Origin of the sequence: Nocardia alni, from assembly GCF_019038435.1 — a bacterium.
GTDB lineage: Bacteria > Actinomycetota > Actinomycetes > Mycobacteriales > Mycobacteriaceae > Nocardia > Nocardia alni.
Window position 1 is genome coordinate 31,853 of record NZ_JAGPOX010000068.1, and the last position, 16,946, is coordinate 48,798.

A 16,946-nucleotide genomic window follows, 5' to 3' on the forward strand; every position below is an offset into this window, starting at 1 on the left:
TCTCGCCATCGTTCGCCCTCGGACGGGGGTGGCGAGACTTTCGCACGCTGAGGGCGTCGCGTCGGCCGCCCCCTCATGTAGGCGGCCGACGCGATGGCCCGTGCGGTGAAGGACGCTCAGCCTGCGGGAGCGGTGACGACGGCGCCACGCCGACGCCGCAACCACCCGGCCGCGATACAGGCGACGAACACGATCACCACCGCCGCCAACAGCACATCGGCGATACCGCGCCCGCCGACCAGGGTGGGGAAGTTGTCGACCACCATCACCGCGATCGCCGCCAGTCCCGCGGCCCCGAGCACCGGAGCGATCCGGGTCTGCCACAGTCTCCGATCGGCGCCCGAGCGCCGGAAGAAAACCACCACGGCGATGCTGGTCAGGAACATCAGCAGCAGGATCGTCACGGTCGCCAAGCCGGCCAACCAGGTGAACAGCTGGAGCACGGGGTCCGCGCCCGCCACCGCGAAGGCCCCGACAACCACGATCGCCGAGATCGTCTGCGCGACCGAACCGATATGCGGAGAGCCGTGTCGGACGTGCGTACGGCCGAGTGCCCGATGACCGACACCGTCGCGAGCCAGTGCGAACAAATATCGCGAAATCGCGTTGTGGAAGGCGAGCAGAGCCGCGAAGAGGCTGGTCACCAGCATGATTTGCATGACGTCGGCCGCCGGGCCGCCGAGAAAACGCACCGCGGCGGCGAAGGTCAGGCCGGATGGGTCCTTCGCCGCGGCGGCGGCCACCTCACCGCTGCCGAAGGCCAGCACCACCGCCCAACTCGCGAAGGCATACACCGCGCCGATCACGATCACCGCCGTATATGTGGCGAGCGGCACCGTCCGCTTCGGGTCGCGGGCCTCCTCACCGTAGATCGCGGTGGCCTCGAACCCCACGAACGATGCGATCGCGAACATCAAGGCGATACCCGGCGATCCATTGAAGAACGCGGACGGGGTGAACGAGGTGGCATCGATTCCGTGGGCCCCGCCGCGAAGCAGCACCGCGATGGACAGTACGAGAATGACGCCGATCTCGATGACGAGCAGCACGCCCAGCACCTTGGCGCCCAATTCGATGTTCCGGTATCCCAGCAGTGCGACGATCGCCACCAGCACGAGCGCGTACACGTACCAGGGCAGGCTCGGGCCGCCGTACCGTGTGACCAGATCCTGGACCGTATGCGCGGCCAGCCCGTAGATCGCGGCCTGGATCGCGGTATAGGCCAGCAGCGCCAGTCCCGCGGCGCCCAGACCCCAGACTTCTCCGAGGCCGGTGCGGACGTAGGCGTAGAACGCTCCGGCGTCGACCATATGGCGGCTCATCGCCGCGTAGCCCACGCTGAATACAAGCAGCACCACCGCCACGACCAGGAACGCGGTCGGCGAACCGGCTCCGTTCCCGAGTGCGATCATCACCGGCAGCGCCCCGCCGACCGCAGTGAGCGGCGCCGACGCCGCGATCACCAGGAAGACGATGCCCGTCACGCCTATCGCGCCACGAAGGCTGCCGGCAGTTCCCTCCGGGTGGGCGCCCGCCTCGGCGCTCGTCGGTGTCTCACTCATCGGAACCTCCATGGCAGCAATCGGATTCGACCGAGGCGCAGTGCGCCGAGGACGTAACGGGAACGTCGAGGGCGGGGTTGCGGTCGAAGAATCCCACCGGTTTGAGCACGAAGCCCGCATAGTCGACGGGCATGATCGGCCAGTCCTCGGGTCGCGGGAAATGCGTGAGGCCGAAGGTATGCCACACGACCAGGTCCTTGCCGTCGATGTCGCGATCGGCGGCCACGTAGGCGGGCAGTCCCGCACCGCCGGCATGCTGGTTGACGAAATCGCCTGCGGCATAACGTTCCCGCGGATCGAATCGGGTCACCCACAGGTGTTTGGTGGCGAATGCCGCGCGCCCGGCGACAGACGAACCGTCCGCCGCGAGCAGTGTTTCCCGTCCCTCCGGGTACAGCATGTAGCCCACCGGGTGGCCCATGCGGTTCTCGACCTCTGGATTGACGATATGCCAGGTGCGGCCGATCCTGTTGTCGGCTGTTCGCTGCGCCTGCGACTCCCGCGTCAACGGCGTGCGCCGCAGAGTGAACGCGTTGCCGTGCGGATTGTCCGGTCCAGCGGGGACGCGACGGGATTCGATCTCGTCGACCCGGTTGCGTGACCCGTCGACGTTCATATCCAGCCGGGCGCTGAACAGGTGCTGATGATAGGGAGCGCCCAGCCCGGGAGCGATCTCGGACGCGTAGGGGTACTCACCTCCCGGATGAGCAGAGGTGAACGGGATCCCGGTGGCCTTGGCCTCGAACTGGATGGTCCCGTCGAGGTACAGGTACCAGAAGAAGCCGTAGTCGTAGTTGCCGATGGTAGTGAAGAAGGAGATCACCAACCGGCGCTGCCGACGCACCTCGTGCGAGCCGGTCCACAGATCGGTGTGCTTCCACAGCACGCCGAAGTCCTCTTCGTGCATGCAGATCGCGTTGCGCAACGTACGCGGGCGCCCGGCCTCGTCGGCGATGACGGCGTCGAAATAGGTGATGTCCCCGACACAGTCGCAGCCGAGTTCGAGGGCGTTGGCGTACCGCCCGACCAGGTACTCACCGGTGTCGAAATAATTCTGCCAGGAGCGCACGGGCGACGGATCACCGTACGGCACAACCATTTCCGAGATCGACGCGCGATGGATGATCTGGCGCAACCGGCCTGAGTCCCGGAATCCGATGTGATGCAGGACAAGTCCCTCGCGAGCATCGAAACCGACTCGCAGCGACCAGTTCTCCCATTCGACGAGGTTGCCCTCGACGCTGAAACTCGGCCCCTGCGGCTGGGTGATCTCGATCGGCCGCTGCGTGGTCCGAGCCGGGCCGGCGACCGCGGGATCGTCGTAATTGCCCGAACCCCGCGGGATCGGCACCGGACCGGTGTCGATCACCCGCAGCACCTCCCGGGTCATCACATCGACGAAGCCGACCAGGCCATCGATGGGATGCGCCCAGGCATGGTCCTTTTCGTGCTCCTGCAGGAAGGCCAGCCCGCGCAGGATCCGACGGCCCCGCTCCCCCTCGTAGTCGAAGACCCCGGCCGACAACGGTGCGACGCGCACGTCGGCGACATCGAGCCCGCGTGATGCGAGGGCCGCCAGCCACTCGGGACGAGTGGACAGGAGCTGCTCGACCAGCCCGAACTCCTCCTCCAGAACCGGGAGCTGACCATCGAGGACCGCGTCCAGGGTGCGCTGGGAGACAACTTCGCCCGCGCCCAGGGACACCACGACATCCATCGCGTGCGGCCGGTCCATCTCGTGCAGCAGCACCCGGAACCGGCGATCGACATCGGCAGGAGCCTCGTCGGTGAGCAACGACTTGTCCGGCTCGTCGAGTCCGACGTACGCGAATCGCGTGTCAGCCGACACCAGCCCGGCCGCCGCCACGATGGCGCGGACCTCGTCGATCTCGGCGGCGGTCGGCAATGCCAACGGATGATCGACCCTGGCGGGGGTGAGTGTGGGCATCGAGTACTCCTTCGCTCCGACAATTTTTTGTCTACGTTTGTAGAAAATAAGCGGCAGAGTTCGCCGAGCGCCGCTGTGGTGTAGCACACACACTAAGCAGGTTCGGCGCAGCGACTTCGCCAATGCGTGCACGAAAAACCGCCAATGACTGCATGAAGCCGTGCTGTGTGGGCCGATACGAGGGTTGGTCCCGCACCATGGACCGCAAGGCGTGGCCCAGGCCACACGAGTGGGTGGATCACCCACCGGCCGCCCTTCCGGCCGGTTCATATGTTCGCGCCGCGGTCTCACTCGCACCTGTCGGCCGCACTGTCTCGATGAGACTCGCGCACCGCTATACAACAAGGAGATTCCCATGGTGGACGTTCCCACCCTCACTACCGAACTATTTCTCGACGGCGCCTGGTCGCCGGGTGGCGCAGGCACTTTCACCACCCTGAATCCGGCCACCGGGGAACCTCTGGCACAGATCGCCGCCGCGAACGAGGCCGATGTGGATCGCGCGGTCCAGGTCGCCACTACCGCACTGCGCGGCGACTGGGCCGCCGTGCCGCCCTCGCAGAAGGGCGCGCTGCTGCATCGTCTCGCCGATCTGGTGGAGCGCGACGCGCAGACCCTGGCAACGCTGGAGTCCCTCGACATGGGGGTCCCGCTCGGCTTCGCGACGGCCATGTTCGTCCCCAACCTGGTTGCCTCGCTTCGCTATTACGCCGGCTGGGCGGACAAGATCAATGGCGAACTGGTCGCCACCGACGGTTATTTCGGGGCGCCGACGCACGCCTACACCCGTCGTGAGCCGGTCGGGGTGATCGCGGCGATCGTGCCCTGGAACGCGCCGCTGATGATCCTGGGATGGAAGCTCGCGCCCGCGCTGGTGTCCGGCAACACGGTGATCATCAAGCCCGCCGAGGACGCGTCGCTGTCGATCCTGCATCTGGGCAAGCTGATCGCCGAGGCCGGATTCCCGGCCGGCACGGTGCAGGTGCTGCCCGGGATCGGTGCGATGACCGGCGAGGCGCTGGCGGTGCACCCCGGCGTGCAGAAGGTGAGTTTCACCGGCTCGACAGAGGTCGGCCGTCGCATCCTGCGCAACTCCGCGGGCAACTTCAAACGCACCACACTCGAACTCGGCGGCAAGTCACCGCAGATCGTGTTCGCCGACGCCGATCTCGAATCCGTCATCAAGGGCGCGGCGATGGGCGTGTTCTTCAATCAGGGCGAGGTATGCGCGGCCGGGACGCGGATCCTGGTGCACCGCACGATCATCGACGACGTCCTCGAAGGGCTGCGCGGTGCGGCCGAAGCTCAGGTCGTCGGGGATCCGTTCGCCCCCGAGACCACGATGGGCCCGCTGGTGAACCGGGCGCAGCGGGATCGGGTCCTGGGCTATATCGAACGCGGCCGCGGCGAGGGCGCCACATTGGTCACCGGCGGTACAGCTCTGGACCGCAAGGGCTTCTTCGTCACACCCACGGTGTTCCGCGGTACCAACGACCTGACCATCGCCCGTGAGGAGATTTTCGGGCCGGTCGGCACGGTGATCCCGTTCGACGACGACGCCGAAGCCATCGCGCTGGCCAACGACAACGACTACGCCCTGGCGGCCACGGTGTGGACGCGAGACCTCGCGCGTGCGCACACGGTGTCCGCGGCGTTGCACGCCGGTGCCATCGGGGTCAACGGCTGGTCACCACTGGCGCCCCAGTTGCCTTGGGGCGGAAACAAAGCCAGCGGAATCGGCCGGGAACTCGGCTACGAGGGGATTCTCGCCAACACCGAGACCAAGACCGTGACGGTGGTCCTGTAGGTTGCCGGTGGCGCAGGACGGTCGTATGACGGTATCGCCGGACAGCGAGGACACCCGCGTCGTCGTGCACATCGTGGACGACGACGCGGACCTGCGGAAGTCGCTGGTTTTCCTGTTCGACAGCGTCGGCATCGAGGCCTACGTCTACCCCGACGCGGACTCGTTTCTGGCGGAGCTCGACACCGCGGAGCCCGCAGTCGTGGTCCTCGATGTCCGGATGCCGGGATCGAGCGGATTCCAGCTCCAGGAACGCCTGCTCGAGCTGGACTATCCGGCACCGGTCATCTTCTGCTCCGCGCACGGCGACATCCCGATGTCGGTGCGGGCGCTCACCGCCGGAGCCGTGGACTTCCTCGAGAAACCGTACGAGCCGCAACGCATGCTGGATGTGGTCCAGCTGCAGTTGATCGCCGCCCGGGAGCGCTTCGCCCGGCAGATCGCCCGGCAGGCGACCGCGCGCCGGGTCGCGATGCTGACCTATCGCGAACGCGAGGTACTGCGGCTCGTCGTGGACGGACTGTCTAGCCAGGTGATCGCCCGCAGGCTCGGCACCAGCGTCAAGACCATCGACGTGCACCGGGCCCGGATCAAGGCGAAGACCGACGCGGACAGCCTCGGCACGCTCGTCCGCGATGTACTGCTCCATCGCGTCGAGATCTGAGCGACGACACGGCAGCCCCGGGGACGGACGCGGCCGCAGGCTCGGCCTGCCGTAAAGAATTCCCCTACCCGCGCAGAGGCACTACCGATTCCCCTGCTCGGCCTGCTCTCGTACTGTTCGGGTGACTCGGAGAACGAGGAGCGGCGAGGACGGGGAGTTGCACTCCTGGTCCCCCGACCTCGTACCGCAGCGCAGGAGTGCCGTCATGCAAACACTTGTCACCACCCAGGGCACCGAACCCGAGCGGCGTTTCGACCATTGGGTCGGCGAGGTCGCGCGGACGATGTTCGTCGCGGTGGACGCGCGGCCCGGGACCTCCGAGGTATTTCACGGCCGGGCCGTCGGAGCGAACATCGACGAGCTGCAGTTGTGCTGGGTGAGCGCCGATCCCATGCAGGTCAGCAAGTCCGGTCGGCACAGCGGCTGCGCCGAGGACGCCTACTACAAGTTCGGCCTGCAGATCGACGGGACGGCCGTGGTCGAGCAGGACGGGCAGCGATGCCGCATCGGTCCGCGTGATCTGGTGCTCTGCGACACCTCGCGGCCCTATTCGTTCTCGTACGACGCTCCGTTCCGCACGCTGCTGGCGCTGGTGCCGCGTTCGCTGATACCACTGGGGCCGGATTCTCTGCTGCCGATCACCGCGCGGCGGATCGAAGCCCACCAGGGCCTCGCGGGCATCGTCGTATCGTTCCTGTACTCGCTGACCGGCACTATCGATCACGTCGGCGCCACGTCCACGCCGCGGCTGAAGGACAGTACGCTGTCGTTACTCACCGGGCTGTTGGCCGAGCAGGTCACCGAGCACCACCCCGATTGGTCCTGCCCGGCGATCATGCTGCGAGTGCGCGACCACATCGAACGGCATCTGTCCGAACCCGACCTGGGGCCGGACAGTGTCTGCGCGGCGCTCGGTCTTTCCCGGCGCTACCTGTTCAAGCTGTTCGCCGCGGAGGGCGCCACCGTTGCCGGGTACATCCGGGCGCAGCGGTTGCGGCGCTGCGCCCGGGACCTGGCCGACCCTGCGATGGGTCATCAGTCGGTAGGGCTAATCGCCGCCCGCTGGGGCGTGGCCGACGTCAGCCATTTCGCGCGGTTGTTCAAATCCGCATATGGCCGGACGCCACGCGAATTCCGCAGGGAAGCAATGGAAGTCGGTCCACAGCTGTCATCACTGTCCCAGACCGGATGCCCGTAGGATCGGCAGGACCCGCTCGCCCAGTAGCCGGATCCCCTGCGCGGGAGACGACCCGAACGGCGAATCGAATTCCACCCGCTTCGCCCCGGCCGTGTAGGCGGCCGCCGCGTGCTCGGCCACCTCCTCCGGCGTGCCGCAGAAGGCGAAATGGTCCAGCAGATCGTCCGGAATCAACCGGCCCGCCGCCTCGAAGTCGTTCTGCCGCAACAGCACGCCCATGGCATCCAGCAACTCCGGATCGACCTCGAGGGTTCGGTCGAGCCTGGCGATCGCGTGCATCGGCAACGCCGCCTCGGTTCGCGCGAGGGCACGCGCGGTGGCCCGGTCTTCGTCGACGACGGTGACCGCCGTGACAACGATCCCGACACATGCCGGGTCGCGAGACGCCGCGACGGCGCCCTCATCGGCCCAGGCCCGGACCACCGGAATCATCGCCGGGTTGGCGCATCCGCCGATCTGAATCTCATCGGCCCGCGCTCCCGCGAACCGAGCCAGCCGCGGACTCCAGGTACCGATCATCAGCGGCAGCCGCGGACGGTGGATCGGGTAATACGGACGGGTTCCGGCCTCGACCGAGTACACCGGTCCCGTGTGACCGGTTTCGCCGCCCGCGAGTACCGCGTCGATGATCGCCAGTGTGTCGGTGAGCGCGGGCAACGCGTGCGAGGTGTCGATGCCGAGCTGATCGAGCCATGCGCCACGTACCAGCCCGAGGAACGCGCGCCCCTCGGTCAGCATGTCCAGATACGCCATCTGCCCGGCGATCTCGACCGGATGATGCGTCCAGGGCGTGTAACAGCCGACGCCGAGCCGCAACCGTTCGGTGGCGCCGGCCATCATGGCCAGCACCAGGGCGGGCGGCTGCATCATCAGGTCGCCGAACGCGGTCGCGACGTGAAATCCGTACCGCTCCAGACATTCCGCCAGCGGACCGTATTCCGACGGCTTCAGCGTCCCGCCGAACCCGACTCCGAATTCCGTGGGCCGCACGGTCATGTCAGGTCCGCTGTCTTCATCGTCACCTCGCCGATCCGTTCGACGGTCATCGTCAGACCCTCCTCGGGGTCGGGACAGCACACGAGCGAATCCTGTTCCAGCCAATCGGTTTCCGGAAGCCTGCGCATCTTCGCGGGCAGCAGCGGCAGCACCGACTGGATGGCCCAGTAGCAGAAGGTCTGCCCGGGCGGGAGGCTGAGCCGATCGCTGTCGCTGACCTCGAAGTAGTCGCCGACCCGCATACCGCAGACCGACCTTCCCTTGATCTCACACACGGTGACTCGCAGGTTGTAGAGCGTCATCTCGTCATCGCTCATCGTCGTCATCCTTTTCTCGTACCGATACTGTTACAGCTCAACGGTTTCCATGACATCTACGGCGCGGGGCGCTTCGGGCAGCCGGTGCTTCTTCACCCTCGAGTGATAGCCGCCCCAGCCGATGCACACGAGCACCACGGCCACGGCGGCCCACACCCCGTAACGGGTCTCGTCGGTGGGCATCGGAACAAACGATCCGACGATGCCCGCCGCGACGGTGAACAGCGCCAGCACCACCGCGATCCACCCGGCACGCTGCCACCGGCCGCGGACCAGCAGGTAACCGGCGGCCAGGATCAATACCAGGTAGGCCATCATCACCAGCAGTCCACCGAAGGTGGCGCCGATCGAAAACCCGAGATAGGGGTCCATGCCCGTCGCCGAACTCAGAGCGGCGACCGCGACGACGCCGATAACGGAGACGACAGCGAAAGCGGCTATGCCGACCACCGGCGTGCGCCAGCGGCTCAACCGCGTGAAGGCCGTGGGCAAAAGCCCGCCACGCGAGAGTGCGTACATCCCGCGCGTCGAGGCCACCATGAAACCGATCGCCACCGCGATCATGTCGAACACCAGCCCCAGTTGTGCCAGCGGGGCAATCCAGCTCCCGACGTACCGCGCGCCGAGCGTCGACAACCCACGCGGGTCCGACGCCCATGTCTGCGCCACGTTCGGCAGACCGAATCCGATCGTCCCGGCGTACTGCATGAGCAGGCAGAAGGCCCCGACGATAAGAATCGTCGCGATCACCGCGCGCGGCACCGATCTGCGTGCGTCCTTGGCCTCCTCCCCCAGCGACGCCGCGGACTCCACGCCGACGAACAGCAGTGCGCAGAACATGAACGTGGGCAGGAAGTCTCCCGCGGTGGAGGCCGACGGATCGAACACCTGCACCGTGTTGCCGTGCACGCCACCGCGCACGATCACCGCTACCGCGATGATCAGGTAGGGCAGCACCGACAGAGCGAAGATCACCAGCTGGGCCCGCACGGACAAGTCGACGCCGCGGACGTTCAGCACCACCACGACCGCCAGCACGACCAGCGCGATCAGCCAGAACGGCACGTCGTAGTGCAGATGGGCGGAAATCAGGTCCCGGCCCAGTACTCCGGCGCCGATCAGCATCGTCGGCCCGCCCAGAATCACGTACGCCGCGTAGTAGAAGCCCGCCGTGGCTATTCCGGCCCCCGGTCCGATCGTCCGCCCGACGTACTCGTACATCACGCCCGCGTGGGTGAAACGCCGCGCGAACATGACCACGATCGCGCCGAGCCCCAGCACACCGGCAAGAACTACCAGCAGATAGAGCGGGCCGGCGCTGCCGCCCTTGGCCGCGACGATCCCGCCGAGCAGGGCCGCCGAGGTGATCGGACCGACCGCGAGCGATTGAGCGACCAGGTCGGTGGTTCCCAGTTTGCCGCGCGCGAGCGACGAAGGATCGGTCGCCGCCGCGGCGGTGGTCTTCTTCCGGGCTTCAGCCGGGTTGACAGAGGTCATTGCACATCCCTGTTTGTTTCTACGTATGTAGACGGAATACTCTCTGAAGCCTGTTGCCGATCAGATAAGCACTTGTAATTGGCAAGTTTCGGGGAAGCCGACGAGAATCGCTCCTGTTTGGTAAACAAATGTAGTATCAAGAGCCGATTCGACTGAATTGATACGCTGCCCCGACCAATGCTCAGGGAGAGTCTGGATGCCGAAGCTCGTCGATCACGACGAACGACGCAGGGCCATCGTCGCGGCCGCGTGGCGGCTCATCGCCGCCCGCGGGATCGACGGGATCAACATGCGCGACCTCGCCGCGGAGGCTGGCTTCGCCAACGGCGCACTGAGCCACTACTTCTCGGGTAAGGACGAAATCCTGCGGACAGCATTCGAACACGTGCTGGCAGCCACGAACGAGCGAATAGCCACCTCCGCGCACGGCCTGCGGGGGCTGCGCGCCGTGCGCAAAGTGTGTTACGAGATCATGCCGCTCACCGAGACCGCGCGCCTGGAAGCGCGCATCGCGGTCTCTCTGTGGCAACGAGCGATGACCGACCACGCCCTGGAACGGGTGAACAACGACGCAGTCGCCCAATGGCGCACCCGCATCGCAGGCCATCTGCAGGAAGCCGTCGATGACGGCGAGTGCGCCCCCTTCGATACGGCCGACTACGCCGAGCTCATCATGACCACGATGATCGGACTCCAGGTGACCGCCGTGCTGGACCGTTCGACGACCTCCCGCAAGGCACAGCTCACACTGCTCGAATCAATTCTGGATCGCACGAGATAACGACCTCGCGGTCACCTTCTCCTCCTGCCCGGGTAGGCGACCATCCCGGCGAATCGATCGAAGAAATTCCCGCAGGACGGCGTCGAACGCGGCGGGCGTCTCCATGCTGGGGGTGTGTCCGGCCTCAGGGATGATCACCAGCCGAGCGTCCGGAATCAGATTCGCCAGCTCGGCGGCCAGCACGCCGCGGTCGAAGACGTCCTCTGCGCCGGCCACCACGAGGGACGGAATATCCAGCCCCCGTGCGGTTTCGGTGTAATCCCGCCGAGTCGCCCGCCCGCGCAGCGCGGCCGCCGCAGTCACCGGATGGGCGGCGGTCATCATCTCCCGGGCATGCGCGGTGACCGCCGGACGCTCGCGCACGGTGCGTTCGCTCAGTACCAACGGCAGGAACTCCTCCGCGTACTGCGATACGCCCTCGGCCACGAGCCGATCGGCCAGGGCCCGGCGACCGGCTCCCACCTCGGGAGTGTCCAGACCCGCGAAAGTGTCCGAGAGAACCACGGCATTCGCCCGTCTCGGATACCGCTCGAGCAGATCCAGCACGACCTGCCCGCCCATCGAATACCCGATCAGCACCGCCGCACCGACACCGCGATCGTCCAGGACGTCGAGCAGCGCGCGGGACTGCATGGCCATCGTGATGGTGCCGCACGCCGCGGCACTCTCACCGAAGCCGACCATGTCGACGCAGATCACGCGGTACCCGATCGAGACGAAAGACTCGATCTGCGGTTGCCACATGCGCTTGTCGAACAGGAATCCGTGGACGAAGACCAGGGCCGGGCCGCTGCCGTGATCGGAGTATCCGACGGGCCCGAACCGGGTGGCTAGTATCGGCACGATCAGTCTCCGATCGGTCAGATCTTGGACGGATGAGTCGCCAGCGGCGTGACGTCGATACTCATGTACTCGAACAACGGTAGCCCGGACAGTATTTCGTGAAGTTCGTCGGTGGACTCCACGTCGAAGATCGAGTAGTTGGCGTATTCGCCGACGATCCGCCACAGCTGCGGCCACTTGCCCGCGCGCTGCAACTCCTGGCTGTACGCCTTCTCGCGGGCCACGATCTCCGCACGGGCCTCGGGCGCGAGATCACGGGGCAGTTGGACGTCCATCCGCACGTGGAACAGCATGTCGTAACTCCTGGACTCGAAAGATGTTCGGGCAGTGCCGTACTCAGGCGCGGTCGAGGACGAAGCCGTAGTCGATGCTCTCGCCGCCCTCCGGCCGGGGACGCGGGTCCAAGATGAGTTCGGGCTTGACCGCGGAGGCGATGTCGTCGTCGTTGTGCTCGTCGTGCGGGAAATACAGCTGCGCGGTGAGCAATTCGTGGCCCGGGGCGGAAACCTTCACATGCAGATGCGCCGGGCGCCAGGGGTGCCAGCCTGCGGCGGCGATGAGTTTGCCGCACGCGCCGTCGGTGGGGATCTGGTACGGCGCGGGACGCATGGTGTGGATTTCGAAGCGGCCATCGGCGTCGGCGTGGAAGGTGGCGCGCAGGTTCCACTCCGGGATGTTGGGCGCGAACTGGGAGTACAGACCGTCGGAGTCGGCGTGCCAGAGTTCGATCGTGGCGCCGCTCAGTGCCGAGCCGTCGGTCGAGGTGACCTGGCCGGTCCACACCAGCGGACTGCCGGATTCGTTGTCGCGCATCGGAACCGAATCGCCCACGCCGCGTTCGGGGGCGCCGGGCACGTAGTAGGGGCCCTCGATGGTGCCCTTGTTGCCGTGGCGGTGCTCGGTGGCGACCCCCTCTACCGCGTGCTCGACCCAGACGTCCAGGAACAGCGGCCATTCGCCGTCCTGTCCGACGGCGATCAGCCATGCTTTGAGGGCGTTGTACTCGGCGTAGGTGAGCTTGTGCCGACGAATCGTGTCGTGCACCGCCTCGAGCACCTCGCGGGCGAGCATGTCGACCCGCTCGGGCGGGGTGTCGGCGATATCGGTCTTGTCGGCGGCGAAACGTTCGGTGGCGCGGGCGCCGGAATCGGCGGCTGTCGGTGCCGGGTTCACGGTGGTCATCGGGTCCTCCTTGAATACTTTCCTGTATTCAGTTGTGGGGCTGTAGGTTTCGGGTATGCATCGTCAGATGTCCTGGCGGTACCTGGCGAGTTTGTCGGGATCCAGTTCGACGCCGAGTCCGCCGCCGGGCCGGATGATCAGCTCACCGCCGCGGATCTCCAGCGGTTCGGTGAGCAGGTCGTCGCTCATATCCAGGAAGTTGGACAACTCCCCGGCACGTCGCGAGGTGAGCCGGTAGGCCGAGCCGAAGGCCACGGAACAGATCGAACCGATCTGGCCGTCGATCTGATTGCCCATGACGACCTCGAGGCCCAGGCCCTCGGCGAGGTGGTGCACGCGCTGCGAACCGGTGAAGCCGGTGCGCGCGGTCTTGATACTGATCGCGGTGGCCGCACCGCCCAGCACCTCACGGGTCACATCAGCCGGGGTCGGGACCGATTCGTCCGCGATGAACGGGACGTCGAGGTGCGAGACCAGCCACCGCCGTCCCAGCACGTCGTCGGCCGGGCAGAGTTCCTCGGCGAAAAGCAGATTCAGATCGGCCATCCGCTTCATCGCGGCCGCGGATTCCGAGGCGGTCCAACCGCGGTTGCCGTCGACGTAGAGCTCCACCTCCTCGCCGAGGGCGACGCGCAGCGCACGCACCACCGCGATGTCCAGCTCGACCGGCCGTCGCCCCACCTTGACCTTGAAGGTGTTGATGCCGTGGCGATCTCGCATCTTCTCCGCCTCGGCGACCATCGCGGCGGGCTCGTCGAAGCCGAGCATGTGCGAGACGCCCATGCGGTCGGTGTAGCCGCCGAGCAGTTCGGTGACCTGGATGTCCAGCGTGCGGCCCAGCGCGTCCCATACGGCCATATCGATCGCGGCCTTGGCCACCGGATTGCCGACCGTGCGACCGAGCCGTGCGTGAATCGTCTCGCGTTGCAACAGATTCAGTCCGACGATCTGCGGGGCGAAGATCTTCCGGATCACCGCTACCACACCGTCCTGCGTCTCGCCGTAGGTGAACGGGCGCGGCGGCGCCTCGGCGATGCCGACCACGCCGTCGTCGGTGTGCACCCGAACCAGGACGTGCTCGGCCACCCGCACCTCACCGGAGGCGAACATCAACGGCTTGCGATACGGGATGGCGAACGGAATCGCCTCCACCGCAGTAATTTTCATCGTCCGGCCTCCGCGGGCTCGTCGGGATGTGTCGGAATGCCCGATCGCGGATCGCCCGCGCGGGTGAGAGTGGGCGCGAGCGCGCCGAGGACGGAACGCACGACCGGGGAATCGATGTCGCGCCGCCATGCCAGCGCCAACTCGACCGACTCCGCGTCCGCCAACTCCCGGAATACGACACCGGCCAGCGGCAGGGCGCGAGCCGAGGCAGGCAGCACCGCGACACCCAACCCCCCGGCGACCAGCGCCAGCAGAACACCGGTCCCCACGGCCTCGTGCGCGATCTGCGGCCCGAAACCCGCTGCGCGGCAACTGCGTACAATCGCGGCGTTGACCACCGAGTCGCGGCCCGAGTAGCAGACGAAGCTCTCCGCGCGCAGATCGGCCATCGCGACGACAGGTTCGGCGGCGAGACGATGGTCCGCGGATACCGCCAGGATCAGCGGTTCCACTTCCAGTACCAGCAGCTCCAGGTCATCGCCCCGCAGGGGCGGCCGCAGCACGCCCAGATCCAGACTCCCCGCACGGAGCCGGTCGCACTGCTCCGCGGTGAGCAGATCGGAATGGATGCGCAGGGCCACATCGGGCAGTGCGTGCTGCAACCGACGGGCCATCGCGGGCAGATGCGAGAGCGTGGCCGTTCCGGTAAAGCCCATCCGGACCTGCCCGAGCCGCCCGTCCGATATCCGGCGGACCCCCCGCACACTGTCCTCGACGGTATCCAGGACCCGCTGCGCCTCACCGAGCAGGAACTCCCCGGCCGGGGTCAGCGCGACCTGCCGGGTGGTGCGGGTGAACAGCGCCGCGCCGAGTTCGGCCTCGAGCTGCCGAATCGACTGCGACAACGCGGGCTGGGCCATATGCAACCGTTCGGCGGCCCGGCCGAAGTGTTTGGTATCCGCGACGGTCGCGAAGTACCGCAGGTGACGAAGTTCCATCTCCGGCCTCCTTCCGATGCACCGCGACACGTTGATGTGTATTCAGTCACGGTAGATCTGAATATTAAGTCAGGACAAATACTATTTTTGCACTGATTAATATGCCAGATCAATGAATCGGCAGGGGTGCCGTGTTCCTACGGGTGCTGACGGCGCCGTGGCCACCCTCCGCTCAGGGCACATCGATGCTGGGCTCCAACTCACACCGTCGGGATACTCAACTTGCGTTGGAAGACCGCCAAGGGGCGTAGATTCGCTTGATTTCGATGAGCTGTCCCAGCTTGCCGCCGGAGTAGCTCTCGCAGAGATCCCGCCCGTGGTCGACCTCGTGCACGTCGTCGTCCCCGATGTAGCCTCCGGCAGTTGCGCTGCGTTTGCAGCCGAAGGACAGCCCTACCAGCTGAGAGAGTGGTATTCGGTCGGTCGGCCTACCAGCCGTTCCAGTGGGTCAACTGTTCGGCCGGTAGGCGTTTGGCCGGCCGGAAGTCGGTGCCCTTCGTATAACCGATCGGGAAAAGGCCGCCTTGGCTGTACTGGTCGAACGGGATCCCGAGAAGGTCGGCGGCCTGCTTTTCGCCGTCACCGACCAGATGCAGCGTCGTCCACGCCGAACCCAGTCCGCGCGAGCGCAACGCCAGCATGAAACTCCATACCGCGGGCAACAGCGAACCCCAGAAACCCGCGCTCGACACACCCGGCGCCTTGTCCGCACGCCCTTCGAGGCATGGGATCAGCATGACCGGCACCTCGTGCAGATGCTCGTTGAGGTACCTGGCCGAGTCGACCACCTGGGGCCTGCGCAGATCACGCTCGTCGCCGAATGCGGGTTTCGGCGCATCGAGGTACGGGGTCGCATTGGTCCGGTAGATGTCGGCCAGCGCCTTCTTACGCTCGGCGTCCTCGACGAATATCCACTGCCAACCCTGTGAATTCGAGCCCGTCGGTGCCTGCAGCGCCAATTCGAGGCACTCCAGCAACACTTCACGCGGTACCGGACGCTCGAGGTCCAGCCGCTTACGCACCGAACGCGTGGTGGACAGGACCTCGTCGGCGGACAAGTTCAACGCATTCCCGACTGTCACTCGATTTCCTCTCCCAGGGCTGCCCGTAGAGCGGGCTCCCGGATCCTGATGCAACAAGTCATCCCGACAACAGTGAACTGCCGCAAATTATTTCGGCAACCGAATGAGCATTCGGCGTGACACGCCAGGGTGTCGGGACACACTTGTCGACACTTGGCCTGTGGATGTTCGAACGAGGACGACGCGCCCCACTGAGGCGCCCGTGTTCAGGGCGGGGCCGCCTCGACCGGGCGACCTCGCTCAGGGCAGGGCGGCGACGAGTTGCTCGACCTCTACGCGCGGGCCGGTGAAGAACGGGACCTCCTCGCGCACGTGACGCCTGGCCTCGGTGGCGCGCAGATCGCGCATCAGGTCGACGATGCGGTGTAGTTCGGGGGCTTCGAAGGCAAGGATCCACTCGTAGTCGCCGAGGGCGAAGGACGCGACGGTGTTCGCCCGGACGTCGGGGTAGTCGCGTGCTTCCTTGCCATGATCGGCGAGCATCTTGCGGCGCTGTTCGTCGGGGAGCAGATACCAGTCGTAGGAGCGCACGAACGGGTACACGCAGATGTAGTTGCCCGGAGCCTCACCAGCCAGGAACGCCGGCACGTGGCTCTTGTTGAATTCCGCGGGACGATGCAGCGCCGCGTTGCTCCACACCGGCGCGCTGGCCCGGCCCAGTTCGGTGGTGCGGCGGAAATCGGCGTAGGCGCCCTGCAACTCCTCGATCCGCTCGGCATGCCACCAGATCATGAAGTCGGCATCGGCGCGCATCCCGGACACATCGTAGATCCCGCGCACGATCACACCCTTGTCGGCCAGGCCGTCGAAGAAGACCCGCGCCTCCTTGATCGCCGCCTCCCGATCTTCCCCCAGCACTCCGGGCTGCACCTGGAACACCGAGAACATCAGGTATCGGATGGTCGAATTGAGAGCCTGATAATCGAGTCGCGCCATACCCCCATCGTGCCACCGCTCCCCACAACCC

Annotated in this window: 16 protein-coding genes; 4 read left to right on the plus strand and 12 right to left on the minus strand. The window is 66.5% G+C overall.

All coding sequences use genetic code 11. From position 1 onward, the window contains the following. Window positions 1-116 precede the first annotated feature (116 nt). Both JZ791_RS24375 and JZ791_RS24380 read right to left on the minus strand, forming a co-directional pair. Window positions 117-1,562, minus strand: a complete 1,446-nt coding sequence (locus JZ791_RS24375) for an APC family permease (protein WP_216897534.1) — start codon at window positions 1,560-1,562, stop codon at window positions 117-119. Further along, entirely contained in the window at window positions 1,555-3,510 is a 1,956-nt protein-coding gene (locus tag JZ791_RS24380; RefSeq protein WP_216897535.1) for a primary-amine oxidase, read from the minus strand. Before JZ791_RS24380 ends, JZ791_RS24375 begins: the two co-directional genes overlap by 8 nt. A gap of 355 nt (window positions 3,511-3,865) precedes the next feature. Here JZ791_RS24380 and JZ791_RS24385 point away from each other — a divergent pair, with 355 nt between their 5' ends. The 3 genes from JZ791_RS24385 (at window position 3,866) to JZ791_RS24395 (ending at window position 7,176) form a co-directional block, all read left to right on the plus strand. Beyond that, window positions 3,866-5,317: an aldehyde dehydrogenase family protein gene (locus JZ791_RS24385; protein ID WP_216897536.1), complete on the plus strand. Its 1,452-nt coding sequence runs from the start codon at window positions 3,866-3,868 to the stop codon at window positions 5,315-5,317. A 25-nt stretch (window positions 5,318-5,342) separates the two neighbouring features. Continuing rightward, entirely contained in the window at window positions 5,343-5,978 is a 636-nt protein-coding gene (locus tag JZ791_RS24390) for a response regulator transcription factor (RefSeq protein ID WP_216897537.1), read from the plus strand. Window positions 5,979-6,183: 205 nt separating this feature from the next. Further along, entirely contained in the window at window positions 6,184-7,176 is a 993-nt protein-coding gene (locus tag JZ791_RS24395) for an AraC-like ligand-binding domain-containing protein (RefSeq protein WP_216897538.1), read from the plus strand. Here JZ791_RS24395 and JZ791_RS24400 read toward each other — a convergent pair. The 3 genes from JZ791_RS24400 to JZ791_RS24410 are packed head-to-tail and all read right to left on the minus strand — an operon-like array spanning window position 7,150 to window position 9,986. Next, window positions 7,150-8,172 carry an LLM class flavin-dependent oxidoreductase gene (locus tag JZ791_RS24400; protein WP_216897539.1) on the minus strand — a complete coding sequence of 341 codons (1,023 nt, stop codon included), beginning with the start codon at window positions 8,170-8,172 and terminating at the stop codon, window positions 7,150-7,152. The genes JZ791_RS24395 and JZ791_RS24400 overlap by 27 nt on opposite strands. Then, complete coding sequence (locus JZ791_RS24405; protein WP_216897540.1) at window positions 8,169-8,489, minus strand: TIGR04076 family protein; 321 nt, start codon at window positions 8,487-8,489, stop codon at window positions 8,169-8,171. Before JZ791_RS24405 ends, JZ791_RS24400 begins: the two co-directional genes overlap by 4 nt. Window positions 8,490-8,519: 30 nt before the next feature. Then, a complete protein-coding gene (locus JZ791_RS24410) occupies window positions 8,520-9,986 on the minus strand; it encodes an APC family permease (protein WP_216897541.1) in 1,467 nt (488 codons plus the stop codon). A gap of 196 nt (window positions 9,987-10,182) precedes the next feature. On the opposite strand from JZ791_RS24410, the gene JZ791_RS24415 reads away from it, so the two are divergent. Then, on the plus strand, window positions 10,183-10,767 hold the full coding sequence (locus tag JZ791_RS24415; protein WP_216897542.1) for a TetR/AcrR family transcriptional regulator: 585 nt from the start codon (window positions 10,183-10,185) through the stop codon (window positions 10,765-10,767). Here the strand turns inward: JZ791_RS24415 and JZ791_RS24420 are convergent. From JZ791_RS24420 to hemQ, 7 genes are all read right to left on the minus strand, one after another. Further along, entirely contained in the window at window positions 10,744-11,610 is an 867-nt protein-coding gene (locus JZ791_RS24420; protein WP_216897543.1) for an alpha/beta fold hydrolase, read from the minus strand. The genes JZ791_RS24415 and JZ791_RS24420 overlap by 24 nt on opposite strands. Window positions 11,611-11,627: 17 nt before the next feature. After that, window positions 11,628-11,903, minus strand: a complete 276-nt coding sequence (gene catC, locus JZ791_RS24425) for a muconolactone Delta-isomerase (RefSeq protein WP_216897544.1) — start codon at window positions 11,901-11,903, stop codon at window positions 11,628-11,630. Between the two features lie 43 nt (window positions 11,904-11,946). Further along, entirely contained in the window at window positions 11,947-12,792 is an 846-nt protein-coding gene (catA, locus tag JZ791_RS24430; RefSeq protein WP_216897545.1) for a catechol 1,2-dioxygenase, read from the minus strand. A gap of 63 nt (window positions 12,793-12,855) precedes the next feature. Continuing rightward, window positions 12,856-13,959 carry a mandelate racemase/muconate lactonizing enzyme family protein gene (locus JZ791_RS24435; protein ID WP_216897546.1) on the minus strand — a complete coding sequence of 368 codons (1,104 nt, stop codon included), beginning with the start codon at window positions 13,957-13,959 and terminating at the stop codon, window positions 12,856-12,858. Beyond that, a complete protein-coding gene (locus JZ791_RS24440) occupies window positions 13,956-14,897 on the minus strand; it encodes a LysR substrate-binding domain-containing protein (RefSeq protein ID WP_216897547.1) in 942 nt (313 codons plus the stop codon). The genes JZ791_RS24435 and JZ791_RS24440 overlap by 4 nt, the downstream gene beginning before the upstream one ends. A gap of 428 nt (window positions 14,898-15,325) precedes the next feature. Further along, entirely contained in the window at window positions 15,326-15,979 is a 654-nt protein-coding gene (locus JZ791_RS24445; protein ID WP_216897548.1) for a nitroreductase family protein, read from the minus strand. A 240-nt stretch (window positions 15,980-16,219) separates the two neighbouring features. Next, window positions 16,220-16,915 (minus strand): hydrogen peroxide-dependent heme synthase, encoded by a 696-nt coding sequence (gene hemQ / locus JZ791_RS24450; RefSeq protein WP_216897550.1) that lies wholly within the window; start codon window positions 16,913-16,915, stop codon window positions 16,220-16,222. Between the last annotated feature and the right edge of the window lie 31 nt (window positions 16,916-16,946).

Coding starts and splice junctions, on each gene's coding strand:
- JZ791_RS24390 (WP_216897537.1), top strand. CDS start 5,343: ATGACGGTATCGCCGGACAGCGAGGACACCCGCGTCGTCGTGCACATC.
- JZ791_RS24410 (WP_216897541.1), bottom strand. CDS start 9,986: ATGACCTCTGTCAACCCGGCTGAAGCCCGGAAGAAGACCACCGCCGCG.
- JZ791_RS24380 (WP_216897535.1), bottom strand. CDS start 3,510: ATGCCCACACTCACCCCCGCCAGGGTCGATCATCCGTTGGCATTGCCG.
- JZ791_RS24440 (WP_216897547.1), bottom strand. CDS start 14,897: ATGGAACTTCGTCACCTGCGGTACTTCGCGACCGTCGCGGATACCAAA.
- JZ791_RS24435 (WP_216897546.1), bottom strand. CDS start 13,959: ATGAAAATTACTGCGGTGGAGGCGATTCCGTTCGCCATCCCGTATCGC.
- JZ791_RS24385 (WP_216897536.1), top strand. CDS start 3,866: ATGGTGGACGTTCCCACCCTCACTACCGAACTATTTCTCGACGGCGCC.
- catC (WP_216897544.1), bottom strand. CDS start 11,903: ATGCTGTTCCACGTGCGGATGGACGTCCAACTGCCCCGTGATCTCGCG.
- JZ791_RS24395 (WP_216897538.1), top strand. CDS start 6,184: ATGCAAACACTTGTCACCACCCAGGGCACCGAACCCGAGCGGCGTTTC.
- JZ791_RS24415 (WP_216897542.1), top strand. CDS start 10,183: ATGCCGAAGCTCGTCGATCACGACGAACGACGCAGGGCCATCGTCGCG.
- JZ791_RS24400 (WP_216897539.1), bottom strand. CDS start 8,172: ATGACCGTGCGGCCCACGGAATTCGGAGTCGGGTTCGGCGGGACGCTG.
- catA (WP_216897545.1), bottom strand. CDS start 12,792: ATGACCACCGTGAACCCGGCACCGACAGCCGCCGATTCCGGCGCCCGC.
- JZ791_RS24375 (WP_216897534.1), bottom strand. CDS start 1,562: ATGAGTGAGACACCGACGAGCGCCGAGGCGGGCGCCCACCCGGAGGGA.
- hemQ (WP_216897550.1), bottom strand. CDS start 16,915: ATGGCGCGACTCGATTATCAGGCTCTCAATTCGACCATCCGATACCTG.
- JZ791_RS24405 (WP_216897540.1), bottom strand. CDS start 8,489: ATGAGCGATGACGAGATGACGCTCTACAACCTGCGAGTCACCGTGTGT.